Here is a 15,814-nt window from a genome sequence, read left to right as displayed (position 1 = left end):
AGGAATTATCCGGTATTAGCTACCGTTTCCGGTAGTTATCCCAGTCTAGAGGGTAGGTTGCCTACGTGTTACTCACCCGTCCGCCGCTAAGCTTACCCCGAAGGATAAGCTCCGCTCGACTTGCATGTATTAGGCACGCCGCCAGCGTTCGTCCTGAGCCAGGATCAAACTCTCCAAATTGGTATTTAGAAAGAGCGATTGCTCATTTTGAAACATCTGACGAGAATAAAATATTCTCTATTTTTGGATCTCACTTGCGTGAAATCCCACTCACTCGTTGTTCAGTTTTCAAAGATCAATGTCTCGTTTTTACTTCATCACCGCGTCTCAGCGGCGACCTTTATAATATATCACAGCTCTTAAGTATTTGGCAAGTGTTTTTTTAAAAAAATGTTTTTTTCATCTTTTCTTGCCGACGGCTACTCTTCAACACATTGAAAAGGAGCGCGAGATATAATGTATCACAGCGGCTCCCTTTTAGTCAACCTATTTAATTAAAATCACTTTTCTAATGTTTAGACTGGGAATAACGTCCTCCCCATGCATACTTGGATAGCTCCTTCTGCGGGGCAAAACGCGCATACATCCGGAATACAGTTTTATATCGATTGGCTATGGCATGTCTGATATTTTGGTCCAAGCGTTGATCACTTAAATCAAGGAGCATTTCATCAAGCTCTTTACGAAGAACATAATCCAGCTCCTTGCACTCTTTTTCATTGAACAACATTCCCAACATATGCTTGGCCTCCTTCATCAAATTAAATTCGACAAATTCTTAAATGTTGCTACTTGTGCTAAAGAAGATAGTCCATGGGTTGGGAAAAGCTGCGTTAGATATCCACTTACACTAGATTAACCGGGGCATCGCATCTATAACCATAATTATTAAAATATACTGCATGGCCATCTTCCAAGCTCGAGCATATAGCTTTACCTTTCTGTCCCCGGAATGAAAGGCTTTAATGTTATGCTCAATTCTCTGAATTTTTATGATAACAACGAAAAAGTAATTGTGCTTTCAATGATTGCGGCAATAAACAGCAGAATAACAATCCATATGGAGGCTCTTAGAGTTTGGCGCATAAAGGCCGGCCACGCACCGCTCCTCTGTTCTCTCGTGGCAGCTGAACTGAACAAATCGGAGATTACATTCCAGCCAAACTGCAAACCAAACGCGCAGGCGATAATGATCGCCGGGATTTCAATAATCCCATGCGGCAGCAGTCCTTTAACGATAAGGTCAAACATATCTAGTCCCTGCATGGCTGACAAATGAATCAGATAACCGATCACTCCACCATTAATCAATAAAAACACTGCAGGCAATATTCCGAATATAGCGCCTAAGAAGATAATGAGCACTCCTTTGATACTGTTGTTCAGAAATATAAATTGAAAAAAGCTCCATTTCGGATGTGAGGACTCTTTAAGGCTGCCGCTGATTTTACTCAAACCCTCCAACTGATCGGATAGAAGCCTTTGCAGACTGCCAGTGCCAATCCAGCCAATAATCCCTCCCGCCACAAATAATAAAAGAGCGAGTAATACTGCTTTGCGAATTGCGGATACATCTCTTGCGAAAGCGGGGAAAGACAGCATAATTACCTCCTGAACGTATGTTGGACATATATAAGGTCATAAGCGCCCTGTACGAGCATACATTTAGAACAAACAAGCATTTCGCATGGGAGAGGAGCGCTAACAATATGAATTCATTTTATGTATTCAGCGGCAAAAAGATAAAACGGTTCATCTATATCTTTGCCGCTGCGCTTCTTGCTGCCGGTGTCGTTTATGTCGAGAGAGGCAATATTACCGTTTTTTCGGAAACAGCCCCTTCCGCCATTTACAGCGTACCGACAGAGAAGAAGCTCATCGCCTTAACGTTTGACATCAGCTGGGGAGAGAAACGGCCTGGACCGATTCTGAAGGTGCTCGAAGATAAAAAGGTAGATAAAGCGACCTTCTTCCTCTCATCTCCCTGGAGCAAAACACATCCGGAAATTGTTACAAGCATTAAAGACGCCGGTTACGAAATCGGCAGCCATGGCCACAAGCACGTCAATTACAGCACCTTGAGTAATGAAGAAATCAAGACCCAGATTACAACTGCCCACACTGTACTGACTGAATTGACCGGCAAAGAGCCTAATTTGATCCGGATGCCGAATGGTGATTTTGACAAAAGGGTACTTCAGGTTGCAAGCGGTCTGGGATACAAGGTGATACAGTGGGATACAGACTCGCTGGATTGGAAAAACATCGGTGTGGATAATATCGTGAAACGTGTGACCAGCAAGGCACATCCCGGTGATATTGTGCTTTTACATGCGAGTGATTCCTGCAAGCAGACCCATGAAGCCCTTCCGCAGATTATTGATAACCTCCGTAGTCAAGGCTATGAATTTGTAACTGTATCCGAACTAATCAGCCAAAGCAGTGCTGAGGGCAAGGAAGTCCGTGATTCCGCTATGCTCAATGAAGGTTTGGAAGATGCTGCCGGCATGTAAGATCCAAGTTTGTTTCTCGCTGTCCTTCTGTTGCCCAAGGTGAATATCCTAGTGCCGCGGAGAAATGAGTTCTGAAATATCAGGTGTGGGAGTATCCAGCTTTGGATAGCTCAGATCCAGACTCTCCAGGGTCTTGACAACAATGGCTAAAGCCAAGTAATTGCGGTACCAACGGTGATTGGCAGGAATCCAATACCACGGTGCATTATCGGTACTGGTCTCCTTAAAGACATCTTCATATGCTTCCTGATAATCGTCCCAATACTCCCGCTCCTGCAGATCACTTGCATCAAACTTCCAATGTTTGGTCGGGTCCTGCAGCCGTTCCTGGATCTTTTCTAGCTGCTTATCCTTGGAGATGTGCAAAAAAAGCTTAATTATCGTTGTTCCCTCTTCCGCCAGCATGGCCTCAAACTCACGAATGTAGCGGAAACGACGTTTCATTTCTTCTTTTTTGAGATTGTCGTGCACCCGGGGTACCAGAACATCCTCATAATGAGAACGGTTGAATGCGGCGATGTAACCCTTGGGAGGTGTCTTCATGTGCACTCTCCACAGGAAATCGTGGGCTTCCTCCTCCAAGGAAGGTTTTTTGAAGCTGGTGACCATAAATCCTTGTGGATTAATGCCGGAGAAAATATGCTTGACCGTTCCATCTTTCCCGCTGGAGTCCATTCCTTGAAGAATGACCAGTAGTGAGTGCTTTTTCTGGGCGAAAAGAATATCCTGCAGTTCGGCGAGACGCTCCTTGAGCTTTGCCATTTCGGCCTCTGCCTCTTCCTTTGATTTAAAGTCCCCGCTCTCTTCGGGATCGAGTTTTTTCAGGACAGATTCATTTTTGTCTTTTATCATATAGCGCTTGATGTTCATATATACCCTCCTAGTCGTTTCAATCGATTTTTAGTTATGTACGCTGTTCTTAAAGATTAACCTGCTGCTTCTGTTTTTAATCTTATCAAGTAGAAACAGCTACGCCATGCTATTCAGGCTGGTATCCTTTTTTTACAAAACCCCGACTTCTCATAACCGAGGAGCGGGGTTGTTTACTGCATATTTTATCATTGTTTTGGCTTAAGGATCCGGTGGAGCATCAAGATTTGGAATGCATTACAGGCAATGAGCGGGACCACAATAAAAACAGTGGCACTGTCTACTCCTATGCGGAGTACTCCAATGATCTCCACTATGGTAATGGCTGTCAAAAAGAAAAATGTCGGAATCCAGGCTGATCTGTTCGTGCTCCGTACTTTGAAATAGGCCACGATAATCGCAGTAAGCAGAATGCCGATGCCCAAAAGCAAATCAGAGACTACATTTCTGCCTCCGCCTACAAAAGTACGCAAAAAAATCAGTTCGAGCAGGGCAAGCAGAGACAGTATAATCTGGATATATTGCCATGCCTTTCGCGGGAACACCCCGATTCCCATATAATTCAGAATCAGATACGCAAAAAAACCTAGTTGAGCGTAAACGCTCACAAGCATGCCGTAGCCTAGAAGGATCAGCGGATAGATTAATGAATCGGCTGTGCTTTTGAAATCAATTCCACCGTTAACAACTTGCAGTAAAAGTCCGGCAATGACGGCCCCTCCCGCCCCGATCAGAAGCGTGGTCCAGAATAAATAAAACCATTTCCTTATACTCAGCCTTTTCACCTCCCACACGTCAGATTTATTTTACCAAGCTTACCGTCAAAAAACCATTCCAAGCGCAACATAAAAGCTTACCTCTGCGGCATACTACATGCAGGAATCCCATAAAGGAGGGCAGCGCCAATGAAGTGGAGGACTTTGTGGACTGGGAGCTTGTTGCTCAGCATGGTTATCACCCTAACGGCTTGTGGCAGCGAACAGAGCAGTTCCTCTTCCGGACAGGTCAGTTACAAGGAAATGAAGACAATGGTTGTAGATATATTGAAAAGCGAAGAGGGAAAGAAAGCAGTGCAGGAGGCATTGTCTGCTCCAAGCTCCGGCTCTGAGGGAAGCAGCTCCAGCGGCCTGAGTATGAAGATGATGCCAATGCAAACCAACGAGCAAATCAGAGTTGCGGTAAAGGATACCATCACTGCACCGGAGTATCAGAAGGAAATTGAAAAAATCATGACAGATCCACAGTTCGCAGGAGATTTCGCAAAAGCAATTAATTCACAAAACAAAGAGCTCCACCTTCAGTTGATTAAAGATCCAACATACCAGAAGTCCGTTGCTGAAATCATGAAATCACCTGAAATGATGAAGATGTTCCTTGATCTTACCAAAACCTCTGATTACCGCAAACAATCCATGACCATCATGCAGGAAGCCATGCAAAATCCATTATTCCGAATGGAGGTACTCGATCTCCTTAAGACTGTAGTTCAAGACGAATTGCAGCCTAAGGTTGAAAAGAAGGATTCAGGTAAAGAGAAGGGAAGCAGTGGAAACAAAGGCAGTGATGATTCAGGATCCTGATTCAAAAAAAGAGGCCTTCCTATTACACGGAACCGGCCTCTTTTGGTTATTTACACACACTATTCGTATTTGGAAATCAACTTGTCAGCCATCTCAGCGAACAGCTGTGCGGTTGCTGTCTCCGCCTTGTACACAGACGGCGAGAAATCCGGTTCGGATATATGATTATCCGGTGCGCCCAGAGGAATCTGGGCAAGCAGCTCCGTATGAAGGGTTTCAGCCAATCTCGCTCCGCCTCCCCGGCCAAAGATGTAATCCTTCTTTCCGCAGGAAGAACACTCATAATAAGCCATGTTCTCAATGACCCCAAGAACCTCATGATCGGTCTGCAGCGCCATAGAGCCCGCTCTCGCCGCTACAAATGCCGCGGTTGCATGAGGGGTAGTAACAATGATCTCCTTACTGTGCGGCAGCATCTGATGGACATCAAGTGCTACGTCACCCGTTCCAGGCGGCAAATCAAGCAGCATATAATCAAGCTCACCCCAGCCGACATCGCTGAAGAACTGGCGAAGCATTTTGCCAAGCATTGGTCCCCTCCAAATGACAGGGCTATTCTCACGGATAAAAAAGCCCATAGACATGACTTTTACTCCGAAACGTTCGACAGGAATAATAGTTCCTTCTTCTACAATCGGGCCTTCTTCAATCCCCATCATATCGGGAATGCTGAAACCATAGATGTCAGCGTCAATCAGTCCGACCTTTTTGCCTTTTCTGGCCAATGCCACTGCCAAATTAACGGTGACTGTCGATTTGCCTACTCCACCCTTGCCGCTGGCAATCGCGATGAACTTCACACCTGAGTTCTCATTGATCAGCTCATGCCCCTCAAGACCCGCTGCGTGTCCTTTTAACGGTTCGCCTTGTTCTTGCACGGTATGGTCCTCCGAGCTCTCTCCGCGAAGAATAGCACGCTCATAATCTGTGGCATCACGCAACCGGATATGAACATTGCCCGCTCCTCCCTCATCCAGCAAGAGGCGAACACTTTGTTCAAGCTCCATACGGCTTTTCTCATCGGTATCGAGACATACAAGAGATAGTGAGATTCGGTCCTCTTTGACCATGATATCGCGAATCAGCTGCAATTCGATAAGGCTTTTCCCGGATTCCGGGTCAGTAAGCGGCTGCAATAATTCCTGAATTTGTTCCCTGGTCAGCATGGAAAGCACCTCTATTTCCTCTCCGGACGGGTAAGGTACCGGTATTTTTGATTTATTATACCATTACCCTTCCGCAAAAGCGTAGTAACTACTCAAGACCGTTCAGAAGCGTATCTCAGAATCCCCCGGTAGATGCTGGTAGCAACCTTTCGCTGGTAGACGTCATCCCCAAGTAAAGCCGACTCCTGAGGATGGGAGAGGAAGCCTACCTCTACAAGTGCTGCAGGCATTTTTAATGCTTTCAGCAAATACACGGTATTCACAGTCTTCGCAACCCGGTCCGTGTTCTCAAGTGTGGTTCTGAGCTCATCCTGTACAAAGCCCGCCAAAGCTTTATTCCCTTCGTTGTTCGGGTAATAGAAGGTCTGCGCTCCGCTCCAGCGTCCTGAAGGCACACTATTCATATGCACACTTATAAACAAATCTGCCCCCTTCTCCTCTATACTTCTTACCCGTTGCTTCAGGTCTTCTGTCTTGCGCTTAGAGTAGCCTTTGGTATCTTGCTGGGCTAAGTCATAATCGCCTTCCCGGGTCATGATCACTATCGCTCCTGCCTGCTGTAAATAATCCCGCAGGTATAAAGAGACTGAAAGATTGATATCCTTTTCAATCAAGCCATCCCGGCTGACTGCCCCCCCATCAGGGCCTCCATGCCCTGCATCAATAGCAATTACTTTTCCTGACAATGGCAGGCTCCAGTAATTCAGCGTCTTGGCAGTTGGCATATCATAAGCAATAATGCCGATCATTATTACCAGCAAAACAGCACCTACCATGCTTTTTTTGATGCTGCTCCATGTGATCCAGACCGAGACTTCCCCTTGCTTCCGGCCAGACATAACAAAGACCCCCTCGTCCCGATAGATTCTACTCATCTATATGGGACAAGAGGGCCAAATAGTACTGGCTATTAGGATTGGGCAGTGACTTCTGCGGACATTCCCTCAATAAGAATTTCTGCTACCTCTGGACGCGTAAATTCCGGAGGCGGGCATTTCCCATCTCTTAGCAACGCGCGCACTTTCGTGCCTGACAATGTCAAATGCTGATCGCTTGGATGTGGGCAGGTCTTACTTGAAGCCATGTTACCGCATTTCACACAGAAGAAACTGTGTTCAAAGAACAATGGGGTAATTCCTAACTCGTCTGCTGTGAAATTCGAAAAAATTTCTTGGGCTTCATAAGTGCCGTAATAATCACCTACACCCGCATGATCCCGGCCGACTATAAAATGGGTGCAACCGTAATTTTTACGAACCATCGCATGAAAAATCGCTTCCCGCGGTCCGGCGTAACGCATTGCAGCAGGGAATACACCCAAAAAAGTGCGGTCTTCCGGATAATAGTTATCCAGCAGTGCAAGATAGCTTTTCATGCGTACATTGGCTGGAACATCATCAGACTTCGTTTCTCCTACCAGAGGATTAAGGAACAGCGCATCCACAACCTCCATTGCACACTTCTGAATGTACTCATGTGCACGGTGCACCGGGTTGCGCGTCTGAAAGCCTACAACAGTTCTCCAACCCTTGTCCGCAAAAATTTGACGTGTCTCGGCCGGATCAAAGTAAAATTCTCCGAACTTCTCCGGCTGCGGACGATTTAGAACGGTAATGGGTCCACCAACATAAGTTGTTGGCCTAGCCAGCAACTTGCTCACACCTGGGTGTGCAGGATCCGTTGTTTTGAACACATTCTGCGCTTCAAGCTGCTGATCTACACTATAAATACTTTCAATATCAAGTAATCCATAAATAACTCCGTCGTCCTCACCAATCAGTGAGACCCTGTCACCTACCGCAAGACCTGAAACCACTTTATCTTCCACAGACAAAGTAACAGGTATACTCCATACCGTGCCATTTGCAAGACGCATGCTTTTGACTACAGAGTGGTAATCTTCTTCATTCAGAAAGCCTGTGAGCGGAGAAAATGCACCTACCCCGATCAGATCCAGATCTGACAAAGTCCAAGTGTTTAAGGTAATCGATTTGTGACCAGAAGCCTGCTGAAGCAGTTCTTCTCTCTGTGTCCCTTCAGCTACACGCTGGATCAGTGTCCCTCCATGAGGAAGTATTGAAGTCATCTATGCTCTCTCTCCTTCTGTGCAATTCGAATTCCGTTCTTATTTATGCAATCCGCATTCAGTCTTGTCCGATCCGGACCATCTTCCCGCACGTGGATCTTCACCTGGCATCACCGCCCGTGTGCATTGCTCGCAGCCGATGCTCGGAAAATTACGGTCATGTAAAGGGTTATACACAACATCATTCTCACGGATATAGTTCCATACATCCTCTGTGGTCCAGTTAGCAATCGGATTAAATTTAACAAGACCGAACTTATTATCGTATTCGACTTTTTTGGAATTGGCGCGAGTTGGTGCCTGATCACGGCGAATTCCTGTAATCCAGGCATCATACTGTGAAAGAATCCGGGTAAGCGGTTCTACTTTACGGATCGCGCAGCATTGGTTGGGATCGGTATTCCATAGTGCCTCACCGTACTGAACCGCCTGTTCCTCCGGTGTAATTTGTGGGGATACGCGAACAAACTCCATTCCGTATTTTTCAGCCATCACATCTCTTGTCTCATACGTTTCCTTGAAATGATAATCTGTATCCAGATAAAAAACGTCTGTTGAAGGACTAACTTTCCGAATCATATCAACTAGTACAACATCTTCAGCACCAAAGCTGCAGGCGAAAGTTATATTAGGAAAGGTTTCTACGGCCCAGCGGATGATATCCTCAGGTGCTGAATTCTCCAGCTCCTCAGCCTTCACTCTGATTAAATCTTCTTTCTCCATTAAGTTCATTAATATGCTCCTCCATCCTGGTATCTCATTAAACACTAAAACCTCAATACCCGCTAATTCCAACTAATCTTATATGGAATAGTATAAGGCATTCGGGACCGAAGTCAATGGTTTTATCCATTTTGGGTGAAAGTTTTGAATGCATACAAAGCCCCGCAGCTTCTCAAGAGTTTTCGGAGAAAAAAAGCAGCCCTACCGGAATCCGGCAGAGCCAAGGCAGGCATGAAATATTACATACTAACTCGGGATATCTATAGTGTAATGGGGAAATGTTTTTGGAGTATTTTGGATGATGGGGAATTGAATTAAAAGTAAACAAAAAGCCCCTGACCATAAAGGCCAGAGGCTTGATTTCCTTGATATACAAGGGATATTAACGTTTCGAGAACTGTGGAGCACGACGAGCCGCTTTGAGGCCGTATTTCTTACGTTCCTTCATACGTGGGTCACGAGTCAGGAAGCCGGCTTTCTTCAGAGCACCGCGATATTCAGGGTCAACTTTGAGTAATGCACGGGAAATCCCGTGACGAATTGCTCCAGCTTGACCGGAAATGCCGCCACCATGTGCAAGAACGATTACATCGTAGTTGCCCAGAGTTTCAGTCAGGTTCAAAGGTTGTCTTACGATCATCTTCAGTGTTTCCACACCGAAATATTCGTCCATCTCGCGTTTGTTAATGACAATGCGTCCTTCACCCGGTACAAGGCGAACACGTGCTACCGAATGTTTACGACGACCTGTCCCATAGTATTGTACTTGTGCCATGAAACTGTCCTCCTCTATTCTTATCCGCGAAGTTCGTAAACTTCAGGTTTTTGTGCTGCATGTGGATGTTCAGCGCCAGCATATACTTTGAGTCTCAGTTTCATGTGATCCCCTTGACGAGTCTTAGGAATCATGCCGTGAACTGCGAATTCAATCATACGCTCAGGTCTGGTTTTGATCAGGTCTTCTGCAACAGTAACCTTCAGACCGCCTGGGTGCATCGAGTGACGGTAGTATTTCTTGTTTTGCATTTTCTTGCCGGTCAGGTGAATCTTCTCAGCGTTGATAACAATTACGAAATCTCCAGTATCAACATGTGGAGTGAATTGCGGTTTGTGTTTGCCACGGATCAGAGCAGCGGCTTCGCTTGCCAAACGACCAAGTGTTTTGCCTTCGGCATCAATGATGTGCCAATTGCGTTCAACTTCGTTCGGCTTCGCCATATAGGTGGTACGCATGAATGTTTCCTCCTTGTTCTCGTACGAAAATCATCTGTTTCGTATATCTTGTTTCTCATTGGATTACAATTATGTGAGTTAAGAAAAACTTGTTTGTTGGCATTCTCTTGATCGGGGCTGTGGGATAGCCATCAAGAAAACACAACTTTTATATTACAGCATAAACATAACTAGCGCAAGTGATTTCTTATATTCAACGCATAATATTTTATAAATACAAATGCACTGAACATCTAGCTACCTGCTTCGTCATATTCCACACTCCACAGTGCTAATCCCTTAGCTACAGCCGTAGGCCCCGCTTCTGCACGGTCGCAGGCAGCAAGAATATCGGCAACCGCCTCTGCACGAATCTTACCTTCCCCTACATGAATCAGCGTTCCCATAATAATGCGAACCATATGCTGTAGAAAGCCACTGCCTGTAATATAGGTATGAATTACTCCCTGGTCTGCAGATCCGTTCCGGCACATACTGAGATCAAGCTCCATATGCGCCTCAAAAATCGTCCGGACATGTGAAGTCTTCGTAGATTTCCTTGATGCGAACGACGTGAAGTCATGGGTGCCTACAATATGGGCCAGACCTTGCTGCATTGCAGAGATATCAAGCTTCACCGGATGATGATGCTGCCATCGCCGCTGGAATGGATCCGGGAAACGGTTGCCATTAATCGTATACCGATAGGTTTTGCGCTTAGCTCCTCTACGAGAGTGAAACTCTAGCGGTACCTCCTGTGCCTCAGTGACTACGATATCCTGGGGCAGCCGTGCATTCAAGGCCAAGCACCAACGCTCTAACGGGATCTTGGAAGAGGTAAGGAAGTTAAACGGCTGGCCATAAGCATGCACACCTGCATCAGTCCGTCCTGAGCCCGTTATTTTGAGTTTCTCGCCGGTCAGATGCAGTATGGCATGTTCAACATGGTCCTGTATCGTATTGCCCTGAGGCTGGGTCTGAAAGCCATCATAGCGGGTACCGTCATAATTGACCTTCATCAATAGATTACGCATTTCCGTTCTTCCTTTCAGCGGTTCCAAACTACATCACCATTCGTCTTCAAAAAAAAAGAGCCCCGGCGGGAGCTCCTTCTACTCTATACAAGGTGATTCCCGCGGATATTGTACGGCAGGGCCTAAATGCCCCTGCAGCACAATAACGTTAAATACTTCTCTGCCCATACTACATAGAGCATGTGCGATAAGGGGTACATCCGGAAATCATAACTTGTGATCCTACGCGCGGTCTACCAATTCAAGATAAACCATAGGCGCAGCATCGCCACGACGAGGTCCCAGCTTCAGGATACGAGTGTATCCGCCTGGACGCTCTGTGTAACGAGGAGCAATGTCAGAGAACAATTTTTGGATTGCATCCTGTTCACCGTCTACAGTCTCACGGCGGACAAATGCTGCTACTTGACGACGAGCATGAAGATCGCCCTTTTTCGCTTTAGTGATCAGCTTTTCAGCGATAGAACGAACTTCTTTCGCTTTAGCTTCTGTTGTTTGGATACGCTCATAAAGAAACAGATCCGTTACCATGTCCCGGAACAATGCTTTACGCGCACTGGAATCACGGCCCAACTTTTGGTATGCCATTTGTTTTCCCTCCTTTACTCAAGCAATCTGCCAGCTATTCTTCTGTACGGAGTCCCAAACCAAGTTCCTCAAGCTTCTCTTGAACTTCTTCCAAAGATTTGCGGCCCAGGTTACGGACCTTCATCATATCTTCTTCAGTTTTCGTAGTCAGCTCTTGCACGGTATTAATACCGGCACGTTTGAGGCAGTTGTAAGAACGCACAGAAAGATCAAGCTCTTCGATTGTCATCTCAAGCACTTTTTCTTTTTTGTCTTCTTCTTTTTCCACCATAATTTCGGCGTCTTTCGCTTCGTCCGTAAGACCTACGAACAAAACGAGGTGCTCGTTCAAAATTTTGGCTCCCAGGCTAACAGCTTCTTCCGGTCTGATACTGCCGTCCGTCCAAATTTCCATCGTCAACTTGTCATAGTTGGTCACTTGACCTACACGAGTATTGTCGATGCCATAATTCACACGGGAGATAGGCGTATAGATGGAATCCACCGGGATAACTCCGATGGGCTGATCGTCGCGCTTGTTACGGTCCGCTTGGACGTAACCGCGGCCACGGCCTGCAAAAATTCGCATGTGAAGTCTCGCGCCAGGTCCCAGCGTTGCAATATGAAGATCCGGGTTCAGGATCTCAACATCGCTGTCCGCACGGATATCACCTGCGGTAACGATGCCTTCACCTTCAGCATCAATCTCGAACACTTTCTCTTCGTCTGAATGGATTTTCAGGGAAAGAGCTTTAAGGTTCAGAATGATTTCCGTCACATCTTCCATTACGCCAGGAACGGTCGAGAACTCATGCAGAACGCCGTCAATTTGGACCGAAGTCACTGCGGCTCCCGGAAGGGAGGAAAGCAAGATCCGGCGAAGCGAGTTCCCCAGAGTCGTGCCATATCCACGTTCCAGCGGTTCAACTACGAATTTCCCATAGGTTCCTTCATCATTGGCTTCTACGGTCTCAATCTTCGGCTTTTCGATTTCTATCACGAGTGTACCCCTCCTTCAAACGTCGCTCCTATATGAAACTGTCACCCCATCAGGTGTATCATGTAGTATGCCTAAACACCTATTATTAGCAGATGCGTCAGAATTATACCACAATCACAATTCTGATTTCACTATACGCGGCGACGCTTCGGCGGACGGCATCCATTGTGAGGAACCGGAGTTACGTCTTTAATGAGGTTTACTTCAAGGCCAGCGGCCTGAAGGGAACGGATGGCTGCTTCGCGGCCCGCGCCCGGTCCTTTAACCATAACTTCAACGGACTTCATGCCGTGTTCCATAGCTGCTTTTGCAGCAGTTTCGGCTGCCATTTGCGCTGCAAATGGAGTCGATTTACGGGAACCTTTAAATCCTTGACCGCCGGAGCTTGCCCAGGAAATTGCATTTCCGTGAGGGTCCGTGATCGTAACGATAGTGTTGTTGAACGTGGAACGGATGTGTGCCACGCCAGACTCGATATTTTTCCGGTCGCGACGTTTAGTACGTACGACTTTTTTCGGTTTAGCCATTGTCTCTTATCACCTCTTCTTATTTCTTTTTGTTTGCTACCGTACGACGCGGGCCTTTCCGGGTACGGGCATTCGTTTTAGTACGTTGACCGCGAACAGGCAATCCACGACGGTGACGAACACCGCGGTAACAGCCGATCTCAGTAAGACGTTTAATATTCAAGGAAATTTCACGACGAAGGTCACCTTCAACCTTAACTTCTTTGTCGATCGTTTCACGCAGTTTGCTGACTTCATCTTCCGTCAAATCACGGACACGTGTGTTAACGTCAATGCCTGTTTCATTAAGAATTTTCTGGGAAGTCGTTTTACCGATTCCGAAAATATAAGTCAAGGCGATCTCAACGCGTTTATCACGTGGCAAATCCACTCCAGCTATACGAGCCATTTTACGCTACACCCCCTTCTTAACCTTGTTTTTGTTTGTGTTTCGGATTTTCGCAAATTACCATAACAGTCCCTTTGCGGCGGATGACTTTGCATTTTTCGCAAATGGGCTTTACAGAAGGTCTTACCTTCATGTTAATTACCTCCTCAAAGTTTTGCGAAGCAAAACTTTTGTTGTAGTTCCCATCTATTTACGGTAAGTTATACGTCCTTTTGATAAATCATAAGGCGATAACTGCACGACCACTTTGTCTCCGGTTAGGATACGGATAAAGTGCATCCGCAATTTCCCGGACACATGGGCAAGTATTTGATGACCGTTCTCAAGCTCAACCTTAAATGTTGCATTCGGCAACGGTTCAATGACCGTACCTTCCACTTCAATGACATCTTCCTTAGCCACAGTTAGTCTCCTTTCTCATAAGCACTTTTTCCAGCAGGTGTAGCATACTTCATGACTGCAAAACGCAGCTTTCCGTTCGTTACCCGGCCGGTTTCTTCCAAACTGTTCACAATCTCACTGCTGATGAAGGGTATGAGCTCCAAATGCTGAATATTCTTCTTCTTCGGTGCATCAAACTTGCGTTTGTCTCCATCGGCAATATATACAAATCTGCTATCAACAACTGCGATAACAACGGCAGCCTCTCCGGCATCTTTGCCTTTGAGAATTCTCACGATTTGACCAATCTGCGGGCTGCTCCCAGTATTCACGTGAAGATCACCTACGCATTCAGTTTTGTGAAAATTTCCATGCCGTCCGGTGTAACTGCTACTGTATGCTCAAAGTGAGCACAAAGTGAACCATCTACCGTAACGACCGTCCAGTTATCTTCCAGCGTTCTGACATATCTGTCCCCTGCGTTAACCATCGGCTCAATCGCGAGCACCATACCCGGTTTCAGACGTGGTCCGCGGTCCGCTATGCCATAATTCGGAATTTGCGGTTCTTCATGCAGTTCTGCCCCAATGCCATGGCCAACATACTCGCGTACGACGGAGAATCCGGCGTCCTCGATGTATTGTTGAATTGCATGGGAGATTGTAAACAAGCGCACATCCGGTTTGACTAACGCCAGTCCCGCGTACAAGGAGCCTTCCGTTACGTCCAGCAGACGCTGGGCCTGTTCGGAAATGCTGCCCACCCCGTAAGTCCAGGCGGAATCACCGTGATAACCGCGGTACTCTGCACCAATGTCCAGCGTAACAATATCGCCTTCGACCAGTTTTCGCTTACCCGGAAATCCATGCACCAATTGTTCGTTGACTGAAGCGCAAATGCTGGCAGGAAAACCGTTGTAACCTTTGAAAGACGGCACAGCACCTTGACTGCGAATGTATTGATCGGCGATTCTGTCGAGTTCTCCAGTCGTTACCCCAGGCTCAATGGCCTCAGCGATCAGACGGTGACTCTCGGCAACAATTCGACCAGCTTCCCTCATAAAGGCAAGTTCCTGTTCGGATTTACAAATGATCATTACATTAACCTCGCAGCAAAGATACGATTTCGGAAGAAACGACATTGATTTCGTTTTCCCCGTTCACCTGACGCAAAAGACCTTTATTGTCATAAAACGCAAGCAGTGGCGCTGTCTTATTGTCATACTCGTCCAGACGCTTGCCTACACTTTCTTCGTTGTCATCCGGACGTTGATACAATGCACCGCCATCAATATCGCAAATGCCTTCTTGCTTCGGCGGGTTGAAAATCAAATGGTAGGATGTCCCGCAAACAGTACAGATTCGGCGTCCGGTAAGGCGCGCCATCAACAGTCCACGGTCCACATTCAAGTTGATTACATGATCCAACGATCGATTCAAGCGGCTCAAGATATCTTCCAGCGCTTCCGCTTGCGAAAGGGTTCTTGGAAAGCCATCCAATAAGAAACCTTTTTCGCAATCGGACTGCTGCAGCCGTTCTTCAACAATTCCAATGGTCACATCATCAGGTACAAGCAGACCTTGATCGATATAAGATTTGGCCTTAAGTCCAACCGGAGTACCTTGCTTGATAGCCAAGCGGAAAGCATCACCTGTCGAAATATGAGGAATATCCAACTCTTTTACAACTACAGCAGCCTGTGTCCCCTTGCCTGCCCCAGGAGGGCCCATGAATAAAATGTTCACGATTTCTCTTCTCCCCCCAAAA

22 protein-coding genes and 1 rRNA gene are annotated in these 15,814 nt (G+C 46.5%); 2 read left to right on the top strand and 21 right to left on the bottom strand.

What is annotated here, in order from left to right; translation table 11 throughout:
- From A3848_RS19545 to A3848_RS19535, 3 genes are all read right to left on the bottom strand, one after another.
- Window positions 1-180 (bottom strand): 16S ribosomal RNA (locus A3848_RS19545); the annotation flags it as partial.
- Window positions 181-508: 328 nt separating this feature from the next.
- Complete coding sequence (locus A3848_RS19540; RefSeq protein WP_025706563.1) at window positions 509-739, bottom strand: hypothetical protein; 231 nt, start codon at window positions 737-739, stop codon at window positions 509-511.
- 251 nt (window positions 740-990) lie between these two features.
- A complete protein-coding gene (locus A3848_RS19535; protein WP_371916028.1) occupies window positions 991-1,599 on the bottom strand; it encodes a stage II sporulation protein M in 609 nt (202 codons plus the stop codon).
- A 110-nt stretch (window positions 1,600-1,709) separates the two neighbouring features.
- Here A3848_RS19535 and pdaB point away from each other — a divergent pair, with 110 nt between their 5' ends.
- Window positions 1,710-2,513 carry a polysaccharide deacetylase family sporulation protein PdaB gene (gene pdaB / locus A3848_RS19530; RefSeq protein WP_074086544.1) on the top strand — a complete coding sequence of 268 codons (804 nt, stop codon included), beginning with the start codon at window positions 1,710-1,712 and terminating at the stop codon, window positions 2,511-2,513.
- A gap of 48 nt (window positions 2,514-2,561) precedes the next feature.
- On the opposite strand, the gene A3848_RS19525 is transcribed toward pdaB, so the two are convergent.
- The gene (locus A3848_RS19525; RefSeq protein WP_074086543.1) at window positions 2,562-3,383 is read right to left on the bottom strand and encodes a PPK2 family polyphosphate kinase; all 822 of its coding nucleotides are present in this window, start codon (window positions 3,381-3,383) and stop codon (window positions 2,562-2,564) included.
- Window positions 3,384-3,571: 188 nt separating this feature from the next.
- Complete coding sequence (locus A3848_RS19520; RefSeq protein WP_305953438.1) at window positions 3,572-4,168, bottom strand: KinB-signaling pathway activation protein; 597 nt, start codon at window positions 4,166-4,168, stop codon at window positions 3,572-3,574.
- A 120-nt stretch (window positions 4,169-4,288) separates the two neighbouring features.
- Here A3848_RS19520 and gerD point away from each other — a divergent pair, with 120 nt between their 5' ends.
- Complete coding sequence (gene gerD, locus A3848_RS19515; protein ID WP_074086542.1) at window positions 4,289-4,963, top strand: spore germination lipoprotein GerD; 675 nt, start codon at window positions 4,289-4,291, stop codon at window positions 4,961-4,963.
- 59 nt (window positions 4,964-5,022) lie between these two features.
- Here gerD and A3848_RS19510 read toward each other — a convergent pair whose 3' ends face one another.
- The 16 genes from A3848_RS19510 to A3848_RS19435 form a co-directional block, all read right to left on the bottom strand.
- Complete coding sequence (locus A3848_RS19510; RefSeq protein WP_074086541.1) at window positions 5,023-6,129, bottom strand: Mrp/NBP35 family ATP-binding protein; 1,107 nt, start codon at window positions 6,127-6,129, stop codon at window positions 5,023-5,025.
- Window positions 6,130-6,221: 92 nt separating this feature from the next.
- Entirely contained in the window at window positions 6,222-6,968 is a 747-nt protein-coding gene (gene cwlD, locus A3848_RS19505) for an N-acetylmuramoyl-L-alanine amidase CwlD (RefSeq protein WP_074086540.1), read from the bottom strand.
- A 71-nt stretch (window positions 6,969-7,039) separates the two neighbouring features.
- Entirely contained in the window at window positions 7,040-8,215 is a 1,176-nt protein-coding gene (gene sat / locus A3848_RS19500) for a sulfate adenylyltransferase (protein WP_074086539.1), read from the bottom strand.
- 39 nt (window positions 8,216-8,254) lie between these two features.
- Window positions 8,255-8,947, bottom strand: coding sequence for a phosphoadenylyl-sulfate reductase (locus tag A3848_RS19495; protein WP_074086538.1), 693 nt, complete (start codon window positions 8,945-8,947; stop codon window positions 8,255-8,257).
- 373 nt (window positions 8,948-9,320) lie between these two features.
- Window positions 9,321-9,713, bottom strand: coding sequence for a 30S ribosomal protein S9 (gene rpsI / locus A3848_RS19490; protein WP_042140127.1), 393 nt, complete (start codon window positions 9,711-9,713; stop codon window positions 9,321-9,323).
- Window positions 9,714-9,733: 20 nt separating this feature from the next.
- Window positions 9,734-10,171: a 50S ribosomal protein L13 gene (gene rplM / locus A3848_RS19485; RefSeq protein WP_074086537.1), complete on the bottom strand. Its 438-nt coding sequence runs from the start codon at window positions 10,169-10,171 to the stop codon at window positions 9,734-9,736.
- Window positions 10,172-10,404: 233 nt separating this feature from the next.
- On the bottom strand, window positions 10,405-11,184 hold the full coding sequence (truA, locus tag A3848_RS19480; protein ID WP_074086536.1) for a tRNA pseudouridine(38-40) synthase TruA: 780 nt from the start codon (window positions 11,182-11,184) through the stop codon (window positions 10,405-10,407).
- Between the two features lie 222 nt (window positions 11,185-11,406).
- Window positions 11,407-11,772 (bottom strand): 50S ribosomal protein L17, encoded by a 366-nt coding sequence (gene rplQ / locus A3848_RS19475; protein WP_019908254.1) that lies wholly within the window; start codon window positions 11,770-11,772, stop codon window positions 11,407-11,409.
- 34 nt (window positions 11,773-11,806) lie between these two features.
- Entirely contained in the window at window positions 11,807-12,751 is a 945-nt protein-coding gene (locus A3848_RS19470; RefSeq protein WP_025706576.1) for a DNA-directed RNA polymerase subunit alpha, read from the bottom strand.
- Between the two features lie 131 nt (window positions 12,752-12,882).
- A complete protein-coding gene (rpsK, locus tag A3848_RS19465) occupies window positions 12,883-13,278 on the bottom strand; it encodes a 30S ribosomal protein S11 (RefSeq protein WP_020427052.1) in 396 nt (131 codons plus the stop codon).
- Between the two features lie 19 nt (window positions 13,279-13,297).
- Window positions 13,298-13,666, bottom strand: a complete 369-nt coding sequence (rpsM, locus tag A3848_RS19460) for a 30S ribosomal protein S13 (protein WP_036721817.1) — start codon at window positions 13,664-13,666, stop codon at window positions 13,298-13,300.
- 19 nt (window positions 13,667-13,685) lie between these two features.
- Window positions 13,686-13,799 (bottom strand): 50S ribosomal protein L36, encoded by a 114-nt coding sequence (rpmJ, locus tag A3848_RS19455; RefSeq protein ID WP_003322638.1) that lies wholly within the window; start codon window positions 13,797-13,799, stop codon window positions 13,686-13,688.
- A 53-nt stretch (window positions 13,800-13,852) separates the two neighbouring features.
- Window positions 13,853-14,068 carry a translation initiation factor IF-1 gene (gene infA / locus A3848_RS19450; protein WP_018753971.1) on the bottom strand — a complete coding sequence of 72 codons (216 nt, stop codon included), beginning with the start codon at window positions 14,066-14,068 and terminating at the stop codon, window positions 13,853-13,855.
- Between the two features lie 2 nt (window positions 14,069-14,070).
- Window positions 14,071-14,379, bottom strand: coding sequence for a KOW domain-containing RNA-binding protein (locus A3848_RS19445; RefSeq protein ID WP_074086535.1), 309 nt, complete (start codon window positions 14,377-14,379; stop codon window positions 14,071-14,073).
- Window positions 14,380-14,390: 11 nt separating this feature from the next.
- Window positions 14,391-15,143 carry a type I methionyl aminopeptidase gene (map, locus tag A3848_RS19440; protein ID WP_074086534.1) on the bottom strand — a complete coding sequence of 251 codons (753 nt, stop codon included), beginning with the start codon at window positions 15,141-15,143 and terminating at the stop codon, window positions 14,391-14,393.
- Window positions 15,144-15,147: 4 nt separating this feature from the next.
- Window positions 15,148-15,792 (bottom strand): adenylate kinase, encoded by a 645-nt coding sequence (locus A3848_RS19435; RefSeq protein WP_074086533.1) that lies wholly within the window; start codon window positions 15,790-15,792, stop codon window positions 15,148-15,150.
- Window positions 15,793-15,814 lie beyond the last annotated feature (22 nt).

The sequence above is a fragment of the Paenibacillus sp. P32E genome (assembly GCF_001909085.1).
Classification (GTDB): Bacteria; Bacillota; Bacilli; order Paenibacillales; family Paenibacillaceae; genus Paenibacillus_AQ; species Paenibacillus_AQ helianthi.
The sequence above is the reverse complement of the archived record's forward strand: the minus strand, read 5'-3'. Positions and strand labels throughout refer to the sequence as shown.